Origin of the sequence: Streptomyces chromofuscus (genome assembly GCF_015160875.1) — a bacterium.
In the GTDB taxonomy this organism is placed as follows: domain Bacteria; phylum Actinomycetota; class Actinomycetes; order Streptomycetales; family Streptomycetaceae; genus Streptomyces; species Streptomyces chromofuscus.
Genome location: NZ_CP063374.1, coordinates 6616094 through 6632085, shown reverse-complemented (window position 1 = coordinate 6632085; position 15992 = coordinate 6616094). Strand labels below are relative to the sequence as shown.

Genomic DNA, 15992 nt, shown 5'->3' with positions numbered 1-15992 from the left:
CAGCTCATGTCCGCACCAGCGCCGTCTCCGCCGGCCATCGTCGACGCCGAGCCCCTGCCCCGGCAGGAGGAGGTCCTCACCGACGCGGCGCTCGCCTTCGTGGCCGAGCTGCACCGCCGGTTCACGCCCCGGCGTGACGAACTCCTCGCCCGCCGCGCGGAACGCCGCGCCGAGATCGCCCGCACCTCCACGCTCGACTTCCTCCCGGAGACCGCACCGATCCGCGAGGACCCCACCTGGCGCGTCGCACCCGCCCCGGACGCGCTGAACGACCGCCGGGTCGAGATCACTGGTCCCACCGACCGCAAGATGACCATCAACGCCCTCAACTCGGGCGCAAAGGTCTGGCTCGCGGACTTCGAGGACGCCTCCGCTCCCACCTGGGAGAACGTCGTCCTCGGCCAGCTCAACCTGACGGACGCCTACGCCCGGAACATCGACTTCACCGACCCGGCGTCCGGCAAGTCGTACGCGCTCAAGGCCCCCGAGGAGCTGGCGACCGTCGTCATGCGCCCGCGCGGCTGGCACCTGGACGAGCGGCATCTCGTCGACGCCGAGGGCACCCCGGTCCCCGGCGCCCTCGTCGACTTCGGCCTGTACTTCTTCCACAACGCCCAGCGCCTGCTCGACCTCGGCAAGGGTCCGTACTTCTACCTGCCGAAGACCGAGTCGCACCTGGAGGCCCGCCTCTGGAACGAGGTGTTCGTCTTCGCGCAGGAATACGTCGGCATGCCGCAGGGCACCGTCCGCGCGACCGTCCTGATCGAGACGATCACGGCCGCGTACGAGATGGAGGAGATCCTCTACGAACTGCGCGACCACGCCTCCGGCCTGAACGCCGGCCGCTGGGACTACCTCTTCTCCATCGTCAAGAACTTCCGGGACGGCGGACCGAGGTTCGTGCTGCCGGACCGCAACGCGGTGACGATGACCGCCCCCTTCATGCGCGCGTACACCGAACTGCTGGTCCGCACCTGCCACAAGCGCGGCGCGCACGCGATCGGCGGCATGGCGGCGTTCATCCCGTCCCGCAAGGACCCCGAGGTCAACAAGGTCGCCTTCGAGAAGGTCCGCGCCGACAAGGACCGCGAGGCGAACGACGGCTTCGACGGCTCCTGGGTCGCCCACCCCGACCTGGTCCCGATCGCCATGGAGTCCTTCGACAAGGTCCTCGGCGACAGGCCCCACCAGAAGGACCGGCTGCGCGAGGACGTCGAGGTCGAGGCGGAGGACCTGATCGCCGTCGACTCCCTCGACGCCAAGCCGACGTACGCCGGTCTGGTCAACGCCGTGCAGGTGGGCATCCGGTACATCGAGGCCTGGCTGCGGGGCCTCGGCGCGGTCGCGATCTTCAACCTGATGGAGGACGCGGCCACCGCCGAGATCTCCCGTTCGCAGATCTGGCAGTGGATCAACGCGGGCGTCGTCCTCGACAACGGCGAGCGGGTCACCGCCGAGCTGGCCCGCAAGGTCGCCGCCGAGGACCTGGCGGCGGTGCGCGCGGAGATCGGCGAGGAGGCCTTCGCGGCCGGGACCTGGCAGCAGGCCCACGACCTGCTGCTGAAGGTCTCGCTCGACGAGGACTACGCCGACTTCCTGACGCTGCCGGCGTACGAGCAGCTCAAGGGCTGACGCTCAGCGTTCCGAGTGGCCCAGGGACTTCCCCGGGGCCACCCGGTCGCGTACGGCCGTCTTCACGGCCGTCGGTTCCGGGAAGCCCTGCTCGCGGCGGTCCCACACGACCTCGTCGTTCACGCGGACGACGAACACCCCGCCCGTGCCCGGCTTCAGGGCCAGTTCGGTCAGCTCCACCCCGAACGTCGTCAGCAGTTCCTGTGCCAGCCAGGCGGCGCGCGGCAGCCAGCCGCACTGGGTGCAGTACTCGATCTGGACGCGCTGGTTCCCGGACGTCATCCCAGGTGCACCGACCAATCCTGTTCCGCGGCCGGTTTGCCGTGCAGGTCGGGGACCTGCTTGAGCCATTTCGGCCTGCCTTGCTGTGTCCTCGCCGCGCGCAGGGCCTGCTCGGCGGCGATCTCCTCACGGCTGGGGAAGTCCGTGGGCAACCAGTCCCCCGAGGCCCGCACGCGCGCGAGCAGGTACTCCACGTAGGCGTCCCGGGCCGCGACGGGCGTGGCGAAGTCCGTGTCGTGGGCCAGCCAGGCGTCCGGCACCTCGGCGAGCACCTCGCGCAGCAGGTCCTCGGTCACGCGTGGGGCCAATTCGGCGTCGGCGGCCCGCACGTCCGGCCCGTAGTGACCGAGGGCGTGGTGGCGGAAGTCGTACGCCTTCTCGGGGGCGGAGGTGTCCCAGCGGTGGTGGAAGACGAGGGCGGCGCCGTGGTCGATCAGCCACAGACGCGGGGGCGCGACGCCGAGCGTGGGCCAGACCATGAGGTTGGAGCTGTGCACCGTCCGGTCGACGTTGACGGTGAGCGCGTCCAGCCAGACGATGCGTCCCGCCTCCAGCGGGTCGACCGGGAAGGTCTTCGCGACCTCCGGCGTGAAGTCCCGGGCGCCCGGCAAGTAGTCCATCCCCAGATTGACCCCGGCGCTGGAGGCGTGCAGGTCACGGACCTCCTGGTGCTCCTCGTGCCCGGCGATGCCCGGGTCGAAGTGGACCAGCACCAGCTCGGGGAAACGCAGCCCCAGCGCGCGCGCCAGTTCCCCGACGATGACCTCGGCGACCAGCGCCTTGCGGCCCTGCGCCGAGCCGGTGAACTTCACGACGTAGGTCCCGAGGTCGTCGGCCTCGACGACGCCGGGCACCGAGCCGCCGGAGCGCAGGGGCGCGACGTAGCGGGTCGCGGTGACGTTCCTCAGCATCTTTCGAGGCCTCGCAGAGTGTCCGCCCTACATGTCATCGCCAGCTCCTACGGGTCTCGTCCGAGGAACCCTACTCCGCCGTGAAGTGCCCGGCGCGTCCTACCCGGCCGGCCCGCCTCCGGGACGCCGGGGCGCTGAGCCGTGAGGCGGCCTGCCGGCGGCCTCTGCCCGGTGCTCAGCCGGTGATGGCCCGCGGCTCGAGGTAGGACTCGAGTCCGTAGGTGTGGTGGTGGCGCCCGATGCCTGACTGCTTCATACCGCCGAAGGGTGCCTCGGGATCACCGAAGATCCTGTTGATGAGAACGGTTCCCGCTTCGAGTCGCTCGGCCACGCGGCGAGCCCGCTGGGCATCGCTCGAGAAGACGTGCGCCTGAAGGCCGAAGGGGGTGTCGTTGGCGATGGCGACCGCCTCGTCGTCGTCCCGGTAGGAGATGACGACGAGCACCGGGCCGAATATCTCCTCGCGTGCGATGCGCATGTCGTTGCGGACGCCCGTGAAGACGGTGGGCTTGACGAACCAGCCCTTGTCCAGGCCCTCGGGCCGTCCCTCACCTCCGGTGAGGAGGTGCGCGCCTTCCTCCTTGCCCAGCCGGATGTAGCCCTGGACCCGGTCGAACTGCGCCTGACTGACCACGGGGCCGACGCCCGTCGCCGGGTCGGTGGGGTCACCCGCCGCGAACGCGGGCATCGCGGACTCGATGGCCTCGACGACTTCGTCGAGTCGGCTCTCCGGCGCGAGGATGCGGGTTCCGGCGAAGCACGTCTGACCGTTGTTGAGGAAGCCCGAGGTGAGCGCGGCGCCGACGGCGGCGGGGATGTCGGCGTCGTCGAGCAGGACGGTCGGGCTCTTGCCGCCGAGTTCGAGCGTCAGGCGCTTGAAGGTGTCGGCGGCGTTGCGCATGATCTGCCGTCCGACCGCGGTGGAGCCGGTGAAGTCCACCTTGGCGACGTCCGGGTGCGAGGTCAGGGTGTCACCGACGGTCGCGCCCCGGCCCGTGACGACGTTGACCACACCGGGCGGCAGGTCCGCGGCGTCGAACGCCTCCGTCATGATCTGCGTCTGCAGCGCGCTGAGTTCGCTGGGCTTGACGACCACGGTGCACCCGGCGGCAAGGGCCCCGGCGACCTTCTGCGCCACGAAGACGGCGCTGAGGTTCCACGGGGTGATCGCGACGGCGACGCCGAGCGGATCCATGGAGACGGTGGTGCTGCCGCGGGTCTGGCGGAACTCGTAGGACGCGAGGAGTGCGGCGGCCTCGTCGAACATCTTGGGGGCCAGCGGCAGCAGACCCTCGACGATGCCGCGCACCGCTCCGTACTCCTCGGTCATCGCCGTCTTGAGATCGTCGAGCCGGTCGGCGAACGCCGAGCTCAGTCGCTCGAGCAGGGCAATGCGCTCCCGCTTGGTGGTCCGGGAGTACCCGGCAAGGGCCCGCTTGGCAGCGGCGACCGCCGCACGGGCGTCGACTTCGTCGGCGAGCCGCACCTCTCCGACGACCTGCTCGGAGGCGGGGTTGTACAGGGGGGCGATCTCGGTCCCGTGGGGAGTGACGAAGTGCCCGTCGATGTAGACCTGATGAATCTTGCGCACGGTCATGCTTTCCCATTCCACTTGCGTGTTGCGTCGACGCTTGACGCACCTAATTAATTGTTATTGTTCAATGGTCTTGGTGGCAACCTATGTGTTGATCAACACACTCCTGTTACGCTTCCGGCATGTCCACTGCCACGAACCGGCCCCAAGAGCAGGAACACCTCACACGTCAGCGAGGCACCAACTTCGGCTGGTCGCTCGGTATGGTGCTGCGCCGCTGGCACGAGTACGTCGAGGTGGCGCTGCAGGACCTGCCGCACGGCAGCCGCGGGTACCACATCCTGGCCGTGGTCGTGCACGAAGAGGTGCCCACGCAGGGAGCGCTGGCCACCCGTCTGGTGATCGACCGCAGCGTGATGACCTACCTGATCGACGATCTCGAGTCCGCCGGTCTGATCGAGCGGCAACGCGACCCGCGCGACCGCCGAGCGCGGCGCATCGTGGCCACCGAACTGGGTCGGCAGGCGCTGGCCGCCGCCGAGGCGCGGGTCGCCCACGCGGAGGACCAGGTGCTGCGCGGGCTGCCGGAGGAACAGCGGGACATGTTCCGCGACGCGGTCGAGCGTGCCGCGGAACACATCGTCACGGTCACACCGGAGACGGACCCGTGCCTCGCCGTGGAAAGCGTGTTGCCTCAGCCGGAGGGAACCGCCGGCCCCTGAGTCGTCGCCCCGGGTTTCGGTACGGGGATCAGAGAGGCGACCAGCAGGGCGGCGACGCCCGCGACCGCCAGAACCGCGAACCCGTAGGTGTAGCCGCTCTCGGACGGAAGGCCGTCGGCGGGCGTGTGCGCGCCGAGGATGCCGCTCATCACGGCCACCCCGACCGACCCCCCGATGGTGCGGACGTTCGCGGTGACACCGTTGGCCACTCCGGTCTGGTCGGGCCGGACGGCGGCGACGATGACATTGGACATCGTCGAGAAGGCGATGCCGAGGGACACCCCCATCAGGGCCAGCGCGGCGGCGATTTGCCAGCGCCGGTCGTGCTCGACGGCGAGGGCGACCACCGCCACGACGTTCAGCGCCGAGGCGGTGACGAGTACCTGCCGCGCCCCGAACCTCCCGGCCAGCCTTGCCGAGCCGAGCCCCGCGAGGAACATGGTCACGGTCATCGGCAGGAGCAGCAGTCCGGCCTGTGTGACGCTCGCGCCGAAGCCGTATCCGGCCTGCGGCGGCGTCTGCACGAAGATGGGCAGGAAGGCCATCACGGCGAACAGGCTGACGCCGAAGAGCAACGAGACGAGATTCGTCGTCCACACGGCGGTGCTGCGCAACATGCGCATGTCGATCAGCGGGCGGTCCGAGCGCTTCTCCACGACGACCCACCCGGTGGCCAGTGCTGCGGCGCCCAGGAAGGGGACGATCACCGCGGGGGACGTCCAGCCCCACCGGGACGCCTGGGCCAGCGGCACGAGCAGCGCCACCAGCCAGCCGGCCATCAGCACGGTGGCGAGCCAGCTGACGGGCGTGGGGTTCCGGGCGGGCGAGGGCGGTACGACGACCCGGGAGGCTACGGCGGCCACGACGATCAGCGCTGCCGGGATCCAGAACAGCGACCGGATGCCGAAGGCGTCGGTCAGCGGCCCCGCCACGACGACGCCCACCCCACCGCCGACCGCGGCCAGGGCGGCGGCGACACCGATGGCGCCAGGCGTCTTCTCCCGCGGCAGCTCGTCACGGATGATGCCAAAAGTCAGCGGCAGTACTCCACCGCCCACGCCTTGCACCACCCGGCCGGCGAGCATGAGGGAGATGTCGGGTGCCGTCGCCGAGACAACCGCGCCCGCCGCCAGGGCGATGAGGGAGGCGACAAGGACGCGGTCCTTGCCGTAGCGGTCGCCGAGGCGGCCGACGACGGGCGTACAGACCGAGGCGGAGAGCAGAAAGGCCGTCATCACCCAGGCGATCAGGTTCTGCGTCGTGTCGAGGTCCTCCTGCAACGCGGGCAGCACCGGGTTGATCAGCGACTGCAGCAGGGCGAACGCGAAGACGGCGAGGAGAAGGACCAGCAGGGTGGTCCGAGGCTGGAAGGAGCGGGAAGAGGCCACGAGTGGGGGCACGGGTTCACCTGAGTAAGCAGCGGGACGTCACCGCCCGGGGGCGTCCTTGCGACGGCTCCCGGCCGGTCGGTGTGTTGGAGGCTCGGTGCGTGGAGGCGGGACGAAGGCTCGCGGCCCCGAGGGCTGCGGGCGAGACGGGTCCCCCGGGTCGTCAGCCGAGGGGGTCGGCGATGCGCAGGACCGGCTTGATGACGTCACCGCGTGCGGCGTCGGCGAACGCGGTGTTGATGTCGTCGAAGTCGTAGAACCGCACCAGGCGGTCGACCGGGAAGCGACCGGACCGGAACAGCTCGACCAGCTGAGGGATGAACCGCTGCGGGACGGCGTCGCCCTGGACGATTCCCGCGACGCTCTTGCCCAGGGCGAGCTCGGCCACGGGCACGACCGCCTCCGGTGATCCGCCCGCTACGAGTCCGACCCGGCCCATCGGCGCCAGGGACGCGATCGCGTGACCGAGCATCTCCGGACGGCCCGTGGTGTCGAGCACGAAGTCGACACCTCTGGCCGCGACGGCCCTGATGGCCGCCGTCACGTCCTCCTGGCGGGCGTCGACGACGTGGGTCGCGCCCAACTCCTGGGCCAGCGCCAGACGTTCCGCGTGGACGTCCACGGCTATGATCTTCGCCGCGCAGGCCACACCCGCCGCCATCAGGGCACCGAATCCGACCGCTCCGGTGCCCAGGACGGCGATGCTCGCTCCCGCCGGGAGGGCGAACGAGTTCAGCACGGCACCGGCACCGGTCTGCAGCCCGCAACCGAGGGGAGCCAGCTGCTCCAGCGGGGCGTCCTTGGTCACCTTGACGGTGTTCGAGGCGCTCGTCAGGGCGTGCGTGGCGAACGACGACTGCCCGAAGAAGTGCGCGTTGACGCCGGTGCCCGCGCCGCGGGTGCGGCGCAGGCCCCGGCTGCCGTCGAGCCGTGCGCCGGAGAAGTTCGCCGCGAAGGCCTTGTCGCAGTACGCCGGGTGACCGCCGAGGCACGGCTCGCACCGTCCACATGACTGGAACGACAGGACGACGTGGTCACCGGGCTCCAGTCCGTCGACCGACGCTCCGACCCTCTCGACGACGCCCGCGCCCTCATGTCCGAGCACGTGCGGCAGCGCGACCGGGATGCGCTGGTGCCAGGCATGGGCGTCCGTCTGGCAGATGCCGGTGGCCACGAGGCGGACCAGGACCTCGTCCTCCCGCGGTTGGTCGAGTTCGAGCTCCTCGATCACCAGCGGCTGACTCCGGCCCTCGGCCACTGCTGCCCGGATACGCATGACGGGTCCTTACCTGTTCGGCGACATCTCATCGCGGCAACTCAATCGTTGACGCAGATGAACGATGTAACCCCAAGAACTTCTTGTCAATCAAATGTGTCTCTGACCACACATCTACCGAAACTCTTCGCCACAGCCCGCTACCCACCGGCATACATGCAGCTCAGAGCCGCACAAAGCGATCCGATTCGAGCCTCGATTCCAGTTCGCAGCGTCAATCGTTGAGATTGACAAACGTTTTGTGCCGCAACAAGCTTGCCCCGCAAACGTTCCACGAAGGCGGGGAAGCCCCGAGAGGGACCTCCGCCCAGTCACAGTCAAAGGACGACCATGGCGACCAAGTACGGCGACTTCTACCCGACGAAGTGGGGCTTCCCGAAGGCCCTGCCCGATGGGCACATGCCGTCCCCACAACAGTTCATGCCCGAGTACCTGAACGACCCGTCCTTCTACGAGAAGGGCTACCACCTGGAGAACGTCGGCGACGGCGGCAACTTCTACTGGGTCACGAGCCCGGCCGGCTACGACGGGGGCTTCGTCGTCACCGGCAGCGGTGTCATAGTGATCGACGCCCCGCCCGGGCTCGGCGAGAACATCCAGTCAGCGGTCCGCTCCGTCACCCGGGAGCCGATCACGCACCTGATCTACAGCCACTGGCACTCCGACCACATCGGCGCCGCCTCGCAGTTCGGGCCCGAGGTCAAGATCGTCGCGCACGACATCACGCGCGAGCTACTGACCCGCTTCCCCGACAAGTACCGCCCGCTGCCCACCGAGACCTTCCACACGGACGCGGAGCTCGAGGTCGGCGGCGTCAAGTTGGAGCTGTCGTACAAGGGTGCCGACCACTGCCCGGGCAACATCTACATCTACGGCCCCGAGCAGAAGGTCCTCACCAAGATCGACATCGTGAGCCCCGGCTCCGTGACCTTCATGCACTGCGACGTCTCGGAGAACATCAGCGGCTTCTACCAGGCCCACGACGACATCCTGTCCTACGACTTCAAGGCCCTGATCGGCGGTCACATCTCCCGCTGGGGCACCCGCGAGGACGTCGAGATCGTGCGTGAGTACTGGCACGACCTGCTCAAGTACGCGGAGGAAGGCCTGCGGGAGATGAGCAACGCCGAGGCGCTCCAGGGCTTCGTGGTGGGGCTGGGCCGCGAGTACCAGATGGTCGGCGCCGAGAACTGGATCAACTCCATCGCCAACTACGCGACCGAGAAGACGCTGACCAAGACCACGTCCAACGGGCAGACCTGGCCGGAGCGGCTCGCCGGCGCCACCGTGTTCACGAAGTACCACGCCTGGACCGTCGCGGAGACCTTCCGCACCGAGCGGACCCACTTCGGCTACCAGAAGGAAGGCAACGGCGGCCCCTTCTACATCGCCTGAGCCGTGACCTTCCGCGAGTGCGGCCGTCCCGGGCGGCCGCACTCCGCAGCCGGATGCACCACCGGCCCGGTCCATGACGTGCGATCCGGCACTTTCCTTGGTCGCGTCAATCGTTTATGTGTTTATATTGTTGAGCCTGCAAAGCTTTTTGACGGCTCGTTTCAGGGATGGGACAGCGGTATGGAACTGGGAATCAGCCTTGACCCGGCGGAGTCCGGCTCCGTCGACGGCGGGTGGGTCGAGCTCGCCAGGCTGGCAGAGGAACGCGGCCTCGCGCTGGTCGTCGTCGACAGCTCCCCCGCGACCGGACCGGTCGGGGTCGACCCCTGGACGGCTGTCTCCTGGCTCGCGGGCAAGACGGACCGCATCAGTCTGGGTGCGGCTCTCGCCGACACGGGAGGGTCCTCGCAGCGGGACGCCACGGTGCCCTACCGGACCGTCGTGACGAAGGCCAGGGAAAGCCTGGATGTCCTGGCACCGGGCAGGATCGTCACCGATGCCGCCGCCTGGGTGACCGCCTCCCGGGGGGCGTCGGGCGAGGAACTGGCTGCCCTGTCCGAGGGCGGCCTGCCGGTGGTCGTTCCCGTCGGCTCGGCCGAGGACGTCGAGCGGCTGGCGGACCTCGCGCGCGCCGCCCGCACCGCCCGCCCGCGCCGCTCCCCGGCCGCGCGGGCACGCCGCAGTCCCGGTATCGACTACGACGCGATACCGGAATCCCTCACCCGCCACGCGGTGGAGCCGGGAGACCCCGGCTATCGCGGTGTCTCGTCCAACTACCTGCGCGGCGGCGCGCCAGGACTGGTGCTGCGGCCCGGGACGGCCGAGGAGGTCGCGGACGCACTCGCCTTCGCGCGGCGCCACGCCCATCTGCCGCTCGGCATCCGCAGCGCCGGCCACGGGGTGAGCGGCCGCTCGACCAACCACGGCGGCCTGGTCGTCGACGTGGGCCGGATGAACGGCATAGAGGTGCTGGACCGTGCGGAACGCCTGGTGCGGATAGGGCCGGGGGCGACCTGGAAGCAGGTCTCGGCCGCCCTGCACCCGCACGGCTGGGCGCTCGGCTCCGGCGACTACGGCGGTGTCGGCGTGGGCGGGCTGGCGACCGCGGGCGGGATCGGCCTGCTCGGCCGGGCACACGGGCTCACCATCGACCACCTGCGCGCGGTGGAGCTGGTGCTCGCCGACGGCAGTCGCGTCCGGGCCGACGCCGAGGAGCGTCCCGACCTGTTCTGGGCGGTGCGCGGCGCGGGGGCGAACTTCGGTGTCGCCACCACGTTCGAGTTCCAGGTGGACGAGGTCGGCGAGGTCGGTCATGCCCAGCTGGGGCTCGTCACCACGGACATCGCGCAGACGTTGTCCGACTTCGGCAGGACCGCCGCCGAGGCGCCCAGGGACACCACCGTCTTCCTCATCACCGGCCGCCCCCGGCAGGACCATTGGAGCGTCCAGCTCCTCGGAGTCGTCGACCATCCGGATCCCGACGTCATCGTGGAGCGTCTGACGCCCTTCGCACAGATCGGGATGCTCGCCCGGCAACAGGTCGTCGTCACCCCGTACGCCGGCGTCATGGCTTCCGCCGCCGACGTGGGCCCCGAGGGGCACCACGGCTTCGGTGAGCCGGTCTCTCGCTCGGCGTTCCTGCCCAAGCTCACTCCCGAGTTCGCCCGGGACGCCGCGGACCTGCTGCGCACCGGACAGGTGTACTTCTTCGAGCTCCGCGCGATGGGCGGGGCCATCGCCGACGTCTCCTCCGACGCGATGGCCTTCCCCCACCGCGGGGCCGCCTTCCAGGTGACCGCCATGGGAGCGGACAGCGAGGCTCTCGACCGGGTGTGGGACCCGCTGCGGAAGCATTTCGACGGCCTCTACCTCAGCTTCGAGACCGACACCCGGCCCGAGCGCCTGAACGACGCCTTCCCGCCCGCAGTCCTGCAACGGCTGCGCGAGGTCAAGCGACGTTACGACCCGGACAACCTGTTCCGGGACAATTTCAACATCGACCCCGACGCGCACCCGCAGGTTCCCTCGGCGGGCACACGCGAGATTTAAGGAGCTTCCCGTGAGCGATTACGGACATGGTCTGCTCTTCGGCTCGTTCATCACCCCCGCCGCCGGGGCGGCCAAGCAGGTGGTCGACCTGGCCGTCACCACAGACCGTGCGGGCCTTGATCTGGTGACTTTTCAGGACCACCCTTACCAAGCCTCCTTCCTGGACACCTCCACGCTCCTCGCCTACGTGGCCGCCCGCACGGAGAACGTCCACATCAGCGCCAACGTCACCAGTCTGCCGCTGCGTCCGCCGGCCGTCCTGGCGCGCGCGGCGGCCTCGCTGGACATCCTCTCGGGCGGCCGTTTCGAACTGGGCATCGGCGCGGGGGCGTTCTGGGACGGCATCGCGGCCATGGGCGGCCGTCACCTCACGCCGGGGCAGGGCGTGGAAGCCCTCCGTGAGGGGATCGGCGTCATCCGCGAGATCTGGGACACCGACACCCGCGGCGGCGTCCGTCATCACGGCCGGTACTACGAGGTCGACGGGGCAAAGCGCGGTCCTCGGCCCGTGCACGACATCGCTGTGTGGGTCGGGGCGTACAAACCCAGGATGCTCGCCCTCACCGGCGCGGTGGGCGACGGCTGGCTGCCGACCATCGAGTACCTGCCCCGGGGGGTGGATTCACTTCCCGAGATGAACGCCCGCATCGACGAGGCGGCCGGGACGGCCGGGCGCTCCCCTTCCGCCGTCCGCCGGGTGATGAACTTCATGCAGGTCCGGTTCTCGGCCACTTCACGGGGCCTGCTCGACGGGCCTGCCGAGGCATGGGCCGAGCAGATCGCCGGTATGGCCCTGGAGCACGGCGTCAGTGCCTTCGTCATCGGTGGCGACGACGCGCCGACGATCGAGCGGTTCGGTGCCGAAGTGGCCCCGGCCGCGCGCGATCTCGTGGCCCGGGAGAGGGGTTACTGACGGAGTGGGGCAGCCAGGTGAGGAAGGCCGCCGATGGATGACGGACCGCATGGCGGGTGCCGGGGAGGAAGACGACCCGTGCGAAGGCATCGAGCCACTGTTCGAGCTTCTGGGTAAGCGCTGGACCGGGCTGATCCTGGCCGCACTGATGCACAAGCCGGCCTTCTTCGCCGAGTTGCACCGGTCCGTCGTGGGCATCAGTGCGCGGATGCTGACGGAACGGCTGGCCGAGCTCTCCGCCCATGGTCTGGTGGTGCGGGAGGTCGGCGCAGGCCGTTCCTGCCGTGTCTCCTACCGGCTCACCGACGCAGGCGCCGCCCTCGGCCCGGCCTTCGCGATGCTCAGGCGATGGGGTGTGGAGCATCTGACCGACACCGCGCTGGTCTCCGACGTCAGCGGGGAGTCAGGCCCCCGTCCTTGACGCCGGTGACGAAGGCGGCCCAGCCGGTCGCCGGGAACATCAGCACGGGTCCCTGCGGGGCTTTGCTGTCCCTCACGGGGACGACGCCGTCGAAGTCGTCGGAGACCTCGACGCAGGCTCCGCCGTCCTGGTTGCTGTAGCTGCTCTTGCGCCAGGATGCGGCGGTCAGGTCGCTGGGTCGCACGTCGCTTCCTCCGACATCAGCAGCTCCCGTCGCCCCATTCGCGCGTCGACCTGCTGGTCGAGTTCCTTCCCCCGCAGCCGGCCCGCGGCCAGCACCTCACGGGCGTAGCCCGGCGTCTGCATCAGCCCCGGCAGGACGCTCACCGCGAAGTGCCACAGGCTCACCGCCTCCGACTCCAGTGCCATGTACCGCCGGTAGCGCTCCCGGAACCGGGTGTGGTCCCCGGCCACCAGTTCCCACAGGGCCAGCAGCGGACCCGGGGTGCCGTAGTGGGTGTCCAGGGCCTGGACCACCTCGGGGCTGCCGAGCGTCTCGCCCTTCTCCATCTTGCCGAACAACGACCAGTCCCAGCCCGGCCGTTCGCCGAACTGCCGCAGGCTCGTCCCGCTCCCGGCGCGCAGGGTGCGCAGTTCCTCGGCGAACCGCTGAAGCGGTTCCTGGCTCCGACCGGTGACGACACGACGCTGCGGCATACGGCTCGCTCCGTTCCTGGCGGGTGCGGGAGCGGTGTGGAAGGTGTGGAACCGGACCCGGCCGACGAAGGAAGCAGCGCCCAGTCCACGGCGTGACCGGGCACGTCCGGGCGCATCTTCGTCACGTCCGGACTACGCGGCGTAATCGACTCGCGTAGTCCGTTCAGCCGATCGACGGAACGACCAGACCTAGGACGCGCATGCCTTCCGTACCGCAGAAGACCAGGAAGCCCTCGACGCCCGCGACGCCCTCGCCTCGGCGCTCAGTCGGGCGGGCATCCAGTTGCCCGCGATGGACATTCGCACGCCGTGGGCGGACGACCGCGAGGGCGAGGCCCGGTACGCGCTCGTCCACCTCGGGGTGTGCTCCGCGCCCGTGGCGCCGATGCTCGCCGAGGTGATCCTCAAGGGGGTCGCCGGATGACGGCCGGCGACGGGGTGCCGGGCGTGGGCGACGCCGTCCACGACACGCACCGCGACCGGTTCGGGAGGGTCATGGGGCACGAGGGCCCGTATCTCCAGGTCCGTCCGCCGGCCGGCGGGCGGGAGTGGGATGCGGAGCCATGGCAGCTCCGCCTCCTCGGACAGCGCGAGCTGCTGCGCGTCCTGGTGTCGGAGGCGAACGCCCGCAGCAGAAGGAGGGGCTGACATGACGTCAGCCCGGTCGAGGTGAGACCCCGGCCGGGCTGCCGGCGGCCGGTTCGCCGCCGGTCCGATCAGGCGGCCAGGCGCTCGGCGAGCTGCTTGGCCTTGTGGGCCGCCTCCTCGAAGGCGCGGTCCCGGGAGGCCTCGAAGAGCGGCACCAGCTGGGCCATCGCCGGGTTGTGCGGGGCCATGGTGAGCTCGGGGACGATGAAGTCGAGGTCCAGGGCGAGGGTGTCGCTCAGGATGGCGCGCAGGTAGTTCTGCACGTACTCGAAGGGCTCCTTCGGGGTGCCCGGTGCGTAGGAGCCGCCACGGCTGGCGACGACGGTGACCGGGGTGCCCTTGGCGGAGGGGTTATCGCCCGCCGTGCGGCCGAAGAGGATCACGTTGTCCAGCCACGCCTTCAGCGTGGACGGGATCGTGTAGTTGTACATCGGCGCGCCGATCAGCAGGGCGTCCGCCTGCTCGACTTCCTCGATCAGCCGCATGCGCTGGGCGAAGACGGCGGCCTGTTCCGCGCTGTGGCTGCCCGGGTCGGCGAAACCGGCGGTGTGGGCGTCGGCGGTGATGTGCGGGACGGGGCTGGCGGCGAGGTCACGGTAGATCACCGTGCCGTCGGGGTGCTGCTCCTGCCAGGTCCTGCGGAAGGCGTCCGTGACGGCCCGGGAGGACGACGCCTCGCTCGGGAAGACGGACGAGTCGATGTGCAGCAGCGTGGCCATGCGTTTCTCCAGTACAGCGGGGAGCCCGGGCGGTACGCCGAGGGCCAAGTTTTCGTACGTGACTATTGATAGCACGGCTACTTACTTTTCCTCACTCCCATACGAGTGCATGAGACAACCATCACGCTTGGAGAATCATTGAGACACCTCAATTATTCGCTAACTTGAACTCAACGGACGGAACCGTCGCTCGGCGCCCAAAGGCGGGCGCAGCAAGGAGTCACGAACATGAGCAAGCTGATACGACGCGTCGCCACCTCCGCCGTCTCTGCGGCGCTGGCCGGCATCGCCCTGGTCGGCACCGCGGGCTCGGCGTCCGCGGAGCCGCTCCCCGCCCCGGGGGATCGGCAGGGCGTCGGTGTCACGGAGCGGCGCGCCACGGTCGGTAACGTGCCGGTGCGGGACGACGGGCGTTACTACCGGGACGGAAGGCGTCACGATCGCAACGACCAGTGGCGTCGGCACGACGGCGTGGACGACCACGGCTTCCGGTACTACGACCACGACCGCCGGCATCACTACCGTTACGACGGCCATCGCCTCGTCCGCCGGGTCGGCGGTACGTGGGTCGTCGTCGTGGTGACGGACCGCCGGCACGCCGTGGACTGGTACCTCGACCAACTCCGGTTCGCCGGCCGGTACGACAGCCACCGGGGCTGACAGCACGTCCTGGCCCCGACGACGTGGCCAGGACCACGCCGTTGGACAGTGCCCAACGGGATGTCCATCGCAGGGAAATGATGGGCGCAGGTCAATGATGGGTATGGGCTGACGATTGACCTCTTGCTAGTATCACGGGGTGATCGACGACGCGCGGCTGACCGAAGACGGGGACACCGGCCTCCTGGACCGGCTCGGATTCCTCCTGGCCCGGCACGGGGCCGCGGCGGACAGCCGGATACGCCGCGCTCTGGAGGGCTTCCGGCTGACACCCCGGCAGGGCACGGCCCTGATCCTGCTGGGCCAGTCCGGCTCCATGGGCCAGCAGGCACTCGCCGCGGCGCTCGACGTCGACCCGAGCGTCATGGTCGGCATCCTCAACGACCTGGAGGCCGCCCGGCTCGTGGAACGCCGGCGCGACCGGTCGGACCGTCGCCGGCACATCGTGGCCATCACGGACGAGGGCGACTGCCTGCTGGCCAAGACCCGGCAAGCCGTGACCGACGTGGAGCAGGAGATGTTCGGCCGACTTTCACCGGAGGAGGTCGCCACGCTGCGCGGGCTGCTGCTCCGCATCGAGACGTCGCGGAACGAGCCCGCCTGCACGGAGTAGCAGCCGCGGGAAGCAGGAACGGCACCGACCAGGACGTCGGGGACTCGGCCGCCAAGGGCTCAGGGAGACGGGCGTCGGCGGACTGGACGCCAAGGGTTCACGGAGACAGGCGTCCGGGGACTGGACGCCAAGGATGTTTGGGGACCGGGCCGTCCAGGGTGGACGTCGGAGA

At 69.9% G+C, this 15992-nt stretch carries 16 protein-coding genes and 2 pseudogenes; 10 read left to right on the top strand and 8 right to left on the bottom strand.

The window, feature by feature from the left end; all coding sequences use genetic code 11:
• The first annotated feature begins 6 nt into the window (after positions 1-6).
• Positions 7-1632: a malate synthase A gene (gene aceB / locus IPT68_RS29780; protein ID WP_189699891.1), complete on the top strand. Its 1626-nt coding sequence runs from the start codon at positions 7-9 to the stop codon at positions 1630-1632.
• A gap of 3 nt (positions 1633-1635) precedes the next feature.
• On the opposite strand, the gene IPT68_RS29775 is transcribed toward aceB, so the two are convergent.
• The 3 genes from IPT68_RS29775 to IPT68_RS29765 form a co-directional block, all read right to left on the bottom strand.
• Positions 1636-1914: a SelT/SelW/SelH family protein gene (locus IPT68_RS29775; RefSeq protein WP_189699892.1), complete on the bottom strand. Its 279-nt coding sequence runs from the start codon at positions 1912-1914 to the stop codon at positions 1636-1638.
• On the bottom strand, positions 1911-2825 hold the full coding sequence (locus IPT68_RS29770; RefSeq protein ID WP_189699893.1) for a HipA family kinase: 915 nt from the start codon (positions 2823-2825) through the stop codon (positions 1911-1913). The genes IPT68_RS29775 and IPT68_RS29770 overlap by 4 nt, the downstream gene beginning before the upstream one ends.
• Before the next feature lie 175 nt (positions 2826-3000).
• Positions 3001-4422 (bottom strand): aldehyde dehydrogenase family protein, encoded by a 1422-nt coding sequence (locus tag IPT68_RS29765; RefSeq protein ID WP_228040016.1) that lies wholly within the window; start codon positions 4420-4422, stop codon positions 3001-3003.
• A 119-nt stretch (positions 4423-4541) separates the two neighbouring features.
• On the opposite strand from IPT68_RS29765, the gene IPT68_RS29760 reads away from it, so the two are divergent.
• Positions 4542-5081 (top strand): MarR family winged helix-turn-helix transcriptional regulator, encoded by a 540-nt coding sequence (locus tag IPT68_RS29760; RefSeq protein WP_189699894.1) that lies wholly within the window; start codon positions 4542-4544, stop codon positions 5079-5081.
• Here the strand turns inward: IPT68_RS29760 and IPT68_RS29755 are convergent.
• Both IPT68_RS29755 and IPT68_RS29750 read right to left on the bottom strand, forming a co-directional pair.
• Entirely contained in the window at positions 5054-6481 is a 1428-nt protein-coding gene (locus IPT68_RS29755; RefSeq protein ID WP_189699895.1) for an MFS transporter, read from the bottom strand. The genes IPT68_RS29760 and IPT68_RS29755 overlap by 28 nt on opposite strands.
• Before the next feature lie 151 nt (positions 6482-6632).
• Positions 6633-7745 carry an NAD(P)-dependent alcohol dehydrogenase gene (locus IPT68_RS29750; RefSeq protein ID WP_189699896.1) on the bottom strand — a complete coding sequence of 371 codons (1113 nt, stop codon included), beginning with the start codon at positions 7743-7745 and terminating at the stop codon, positions 6633-6635.
• A 330-nt stretch (positions 7746-8075) separates the two neighbouring features.
• On the opposite strand from IPT68_RS29750, the gene IPT68_RS29745 reads away from it, so the two are divergent.
• The 4 genes from IPT68_RS29745 to IPT68_RS29730 all read left to right on the top strand — a co-directional run bounded on the left by IPT68_RS29745 (position 8076) and on the right by IPT68_RS29730 (position 12523).
• Positions 8076-9140 carry an MBL fold metallo-hydrolase gene (locus IPT68_RS29745; protein WP_189699897.1) on the top strand — a complete coding sequence of 355 codons (1065 nt, stop codon included), beginning with the start codon at positions 8076-8078 and terminating at the stop codon, positions 9138-9140.
• A gap of 180 nt (positions 9141-9320) precedes the next feature.
• Positions 9321-11189 carry an FAD-binding protein gene (locus tag IPT68_RS29740; protein WP_189699898.1) on the top strand — a complete coding sequence of 623 codons (1869 nt, stop codon included), beginning with the start codon at positions 9321-9323 and terminating at the stop codon, positions 11187-11189.
• Positions 11190-11199: 10 nt separating this feature from the next.
• Entirely contained in the window at positions 11200-12102 is a 903-nt protein-coding gene (locus IPT68_RS29735; protein ID WP_189699899.1) for an LLM class flavin-dependent oxidoreductase, read from the top strand.
• 37 nt (positions 12103-12139) lie between these two features.
• Complete coding sequence (locus IPT68_RS29730) at positions 12140-12523, top strand: winged helix-turn-helix transcriptional regulator (RefSeq protein WP_189699900.1); 384 nt, start codon at positions 12140-12142, stop codon at positions 12521-12523.
• Here IPT68_RS29730 and IPT68_RS29725 read toward each other — a convergent pair.
• Both IPT68_RS29725 and IPT68_RS29720 read right to left on the bottom strand, forming a co-directional pair.
• Positions 12495-12707 carry a DUF397 domain-containing protein gene (locus IPT68_RS29725; RefSeq protein ID WP_189699901.1) on the bottom strand — a complete coding sequence of 71 codons (213 nt, stop codon included), beginning with the start codon at positions 12705-12707 and terminating at the stop codon, positions 12495-12497. The two genes, IPT68_RS29730 and IPT68_RS29725, sit on opposite strands and share 29 nt — an antisense overlap.
• A gap of 2 nt (positions 12708-12709) precedes the next feature.
• Positions 12710-13180, bottom strand: a pseudogene (locus IPT68_RS29720) (Scr1 family TA system antitoxin-like transcriptional regulator); the annotation flags it as partial.
• 214 nt (positions 13181-13394) lie between these two features.
• Between IPT68_RS29720 and IPT68_RS29715 the strand changes: the two are divergent.
• Both IPT68_RS29715 and IPT68_RS29710 read left to right on the top strand, forming a co-directional pair.
• A pseudogene (locus IPT68_RS29715) lies at positions 13395-13604 on the top strand (hypothetical protein); the annotation flags it as partial.
• Entirely contained in the window at positions 13601-13828 is a 228-nt protein-coding gene (locus IPT68_RS29710; RefSeq protein ID WP_189699902.1) for a hypothetical protein, read from the top strand. The pseudogene IPT68_RS29715 and the gene IPT68_RS29710, both read left to right, overlap by 4 nt.
• 68 nt (positions 13829-13896) lie before the next feature.
• On the opposite strand, the gene IPT68_RS29705 is transcribed toward IPT68_RS29710, so the two are convergent.
• Positions 13897-14547, bottom strand: a complete 651-nt coding sequence (locus IPT68_RS29705) for an FMN-dependent NADH-azoreductase (protein WP_189699903.1) — start codon at positions 14545-14547, stop codon at positions 13897-13899.
• A gap of 228 nt (positions 14548-14775) precedes the next feature.
• On the opposite strand from IPT68_RS29705, the gene IPT68_RS29700 reads away from it, so the two are divergent.
• The gene (locus IPT68_RS29700) at positions 14776-15207 is read left to right on the top strand and encodes a hypothetical protein (RefSeq protein ID WP_189699904.1); all 432 of its coding nucleotides are present in this window, start codon (positions 14776-14778) and stop codon (positions 15205-15207) included.
• A 139-nt stretch (positions 15208-15346) separates the two neighbouring features.
• On the top strand, positions 15347-15820 hold the full coding sequence (locus tag IPT68_RS29695; protein ID WP_228040014.1) for a MarR family winged helix-turn-helix transcriptional regulator: 474 nt from the start codon (positions 15347-15349) through the stop codon (positions 15818-15820).
• The last annotated feature ends 172 nt before the right edge of the window (positions 15821-15992 follow it).

What these genes read in the sequence shown, in the direction of transcription:
- IPT68_RS29700 (WP_189699904.1), top strand. Translation starts at nt 14,776, where the DNA reads ATGAGCAAGCTGATACGACGCGTCGCCACCTCCGCCGTCTCTGCGGCG.
- IPT68_RS29710 (WP_189699902.1), top strand. Translation starts at nt 13,601, where the DNA reads ATGACGGCCGGCGACGGGGTGCCGGGCGTGGGCGACGCCGTCCACGAC.
- IPT68_RS29745 (WP_189699897.1), top strand. Translation starts at nt 8,076, where the DNA reads ATGGCGACCAAGTACGGCGACTTCTACCCGACGAAGTGGGGCTTCCCG.
- aceB (WP_189699891.1), top strand. Translation starts at nt 7, where the DNA reads ATGTCCGCACCAGCGCCGTCTCCGCCGGCCATCGTCGACGCCGAGCCC.
- IPT68_RS29750 (WP_189699896.1), bottom strand. Translation starts at nt 7,745, where the DNA reads ATGCGTATCCGGGCAGCAGTGGCCGAGGGCCGGAGTCAGCCGCTGGTG.
- IPT68_RS29760 (WP_189699894.1), top strand. Translation starts at nt 4,542, where the DNA reads ATGTCCACTGCCACGAACCGGCCCCAAGAGCAGGAACACCTCACACGT.
- IPT68_RS29740 (WP_189699898.1), top strand. Translation starts at nt 9,321, where the DNA reads ATGGAACTGGGAATCAGCCTTGACCCGGCGGAGTCCGGCTCCGTCGAC.
- IPT68_RS29705 (WP_189699903.1), bottom strand. Translation starts at nt 14,547, where the DNA reads ATGGCCACGCTGCTGCACATCGACTCGTCCGTCTTCCCGAGCGAGGCG.
- IPT68_RS29775 (WP_189699892.1), bottom strand. Translation starts at nt 1,914, where the DNA reads ATGACGTCCGGGAACCAGCGCGTCCAGATCGAGTACTGCACCCAGTGC.
- IPT68_RS29770 (WP_189699893.1), bottom strand. Translation starts at nt 2,825, where the DNA reads ATGCTGAGGAACGTCACCGCGACCCGCTACGTCGCGCCCCTGCGCTCC.
- IPT68_RS29765 (WP_228040016.1), bottom strand. Translation starts at nt 4,422, where the DNA reads ATGACCGTGCGCAAGATTCATCAGGTCTACATCGACGGGCACTTCGTC.
- IPT68_RS29730 (WP_189699900.1), top strand. Translation starts at nt 12,140, where the DNA reads ATGACGGACCGCATGGCGGGTGCCGGGGAGGAAGACGACCCGTGCGAA.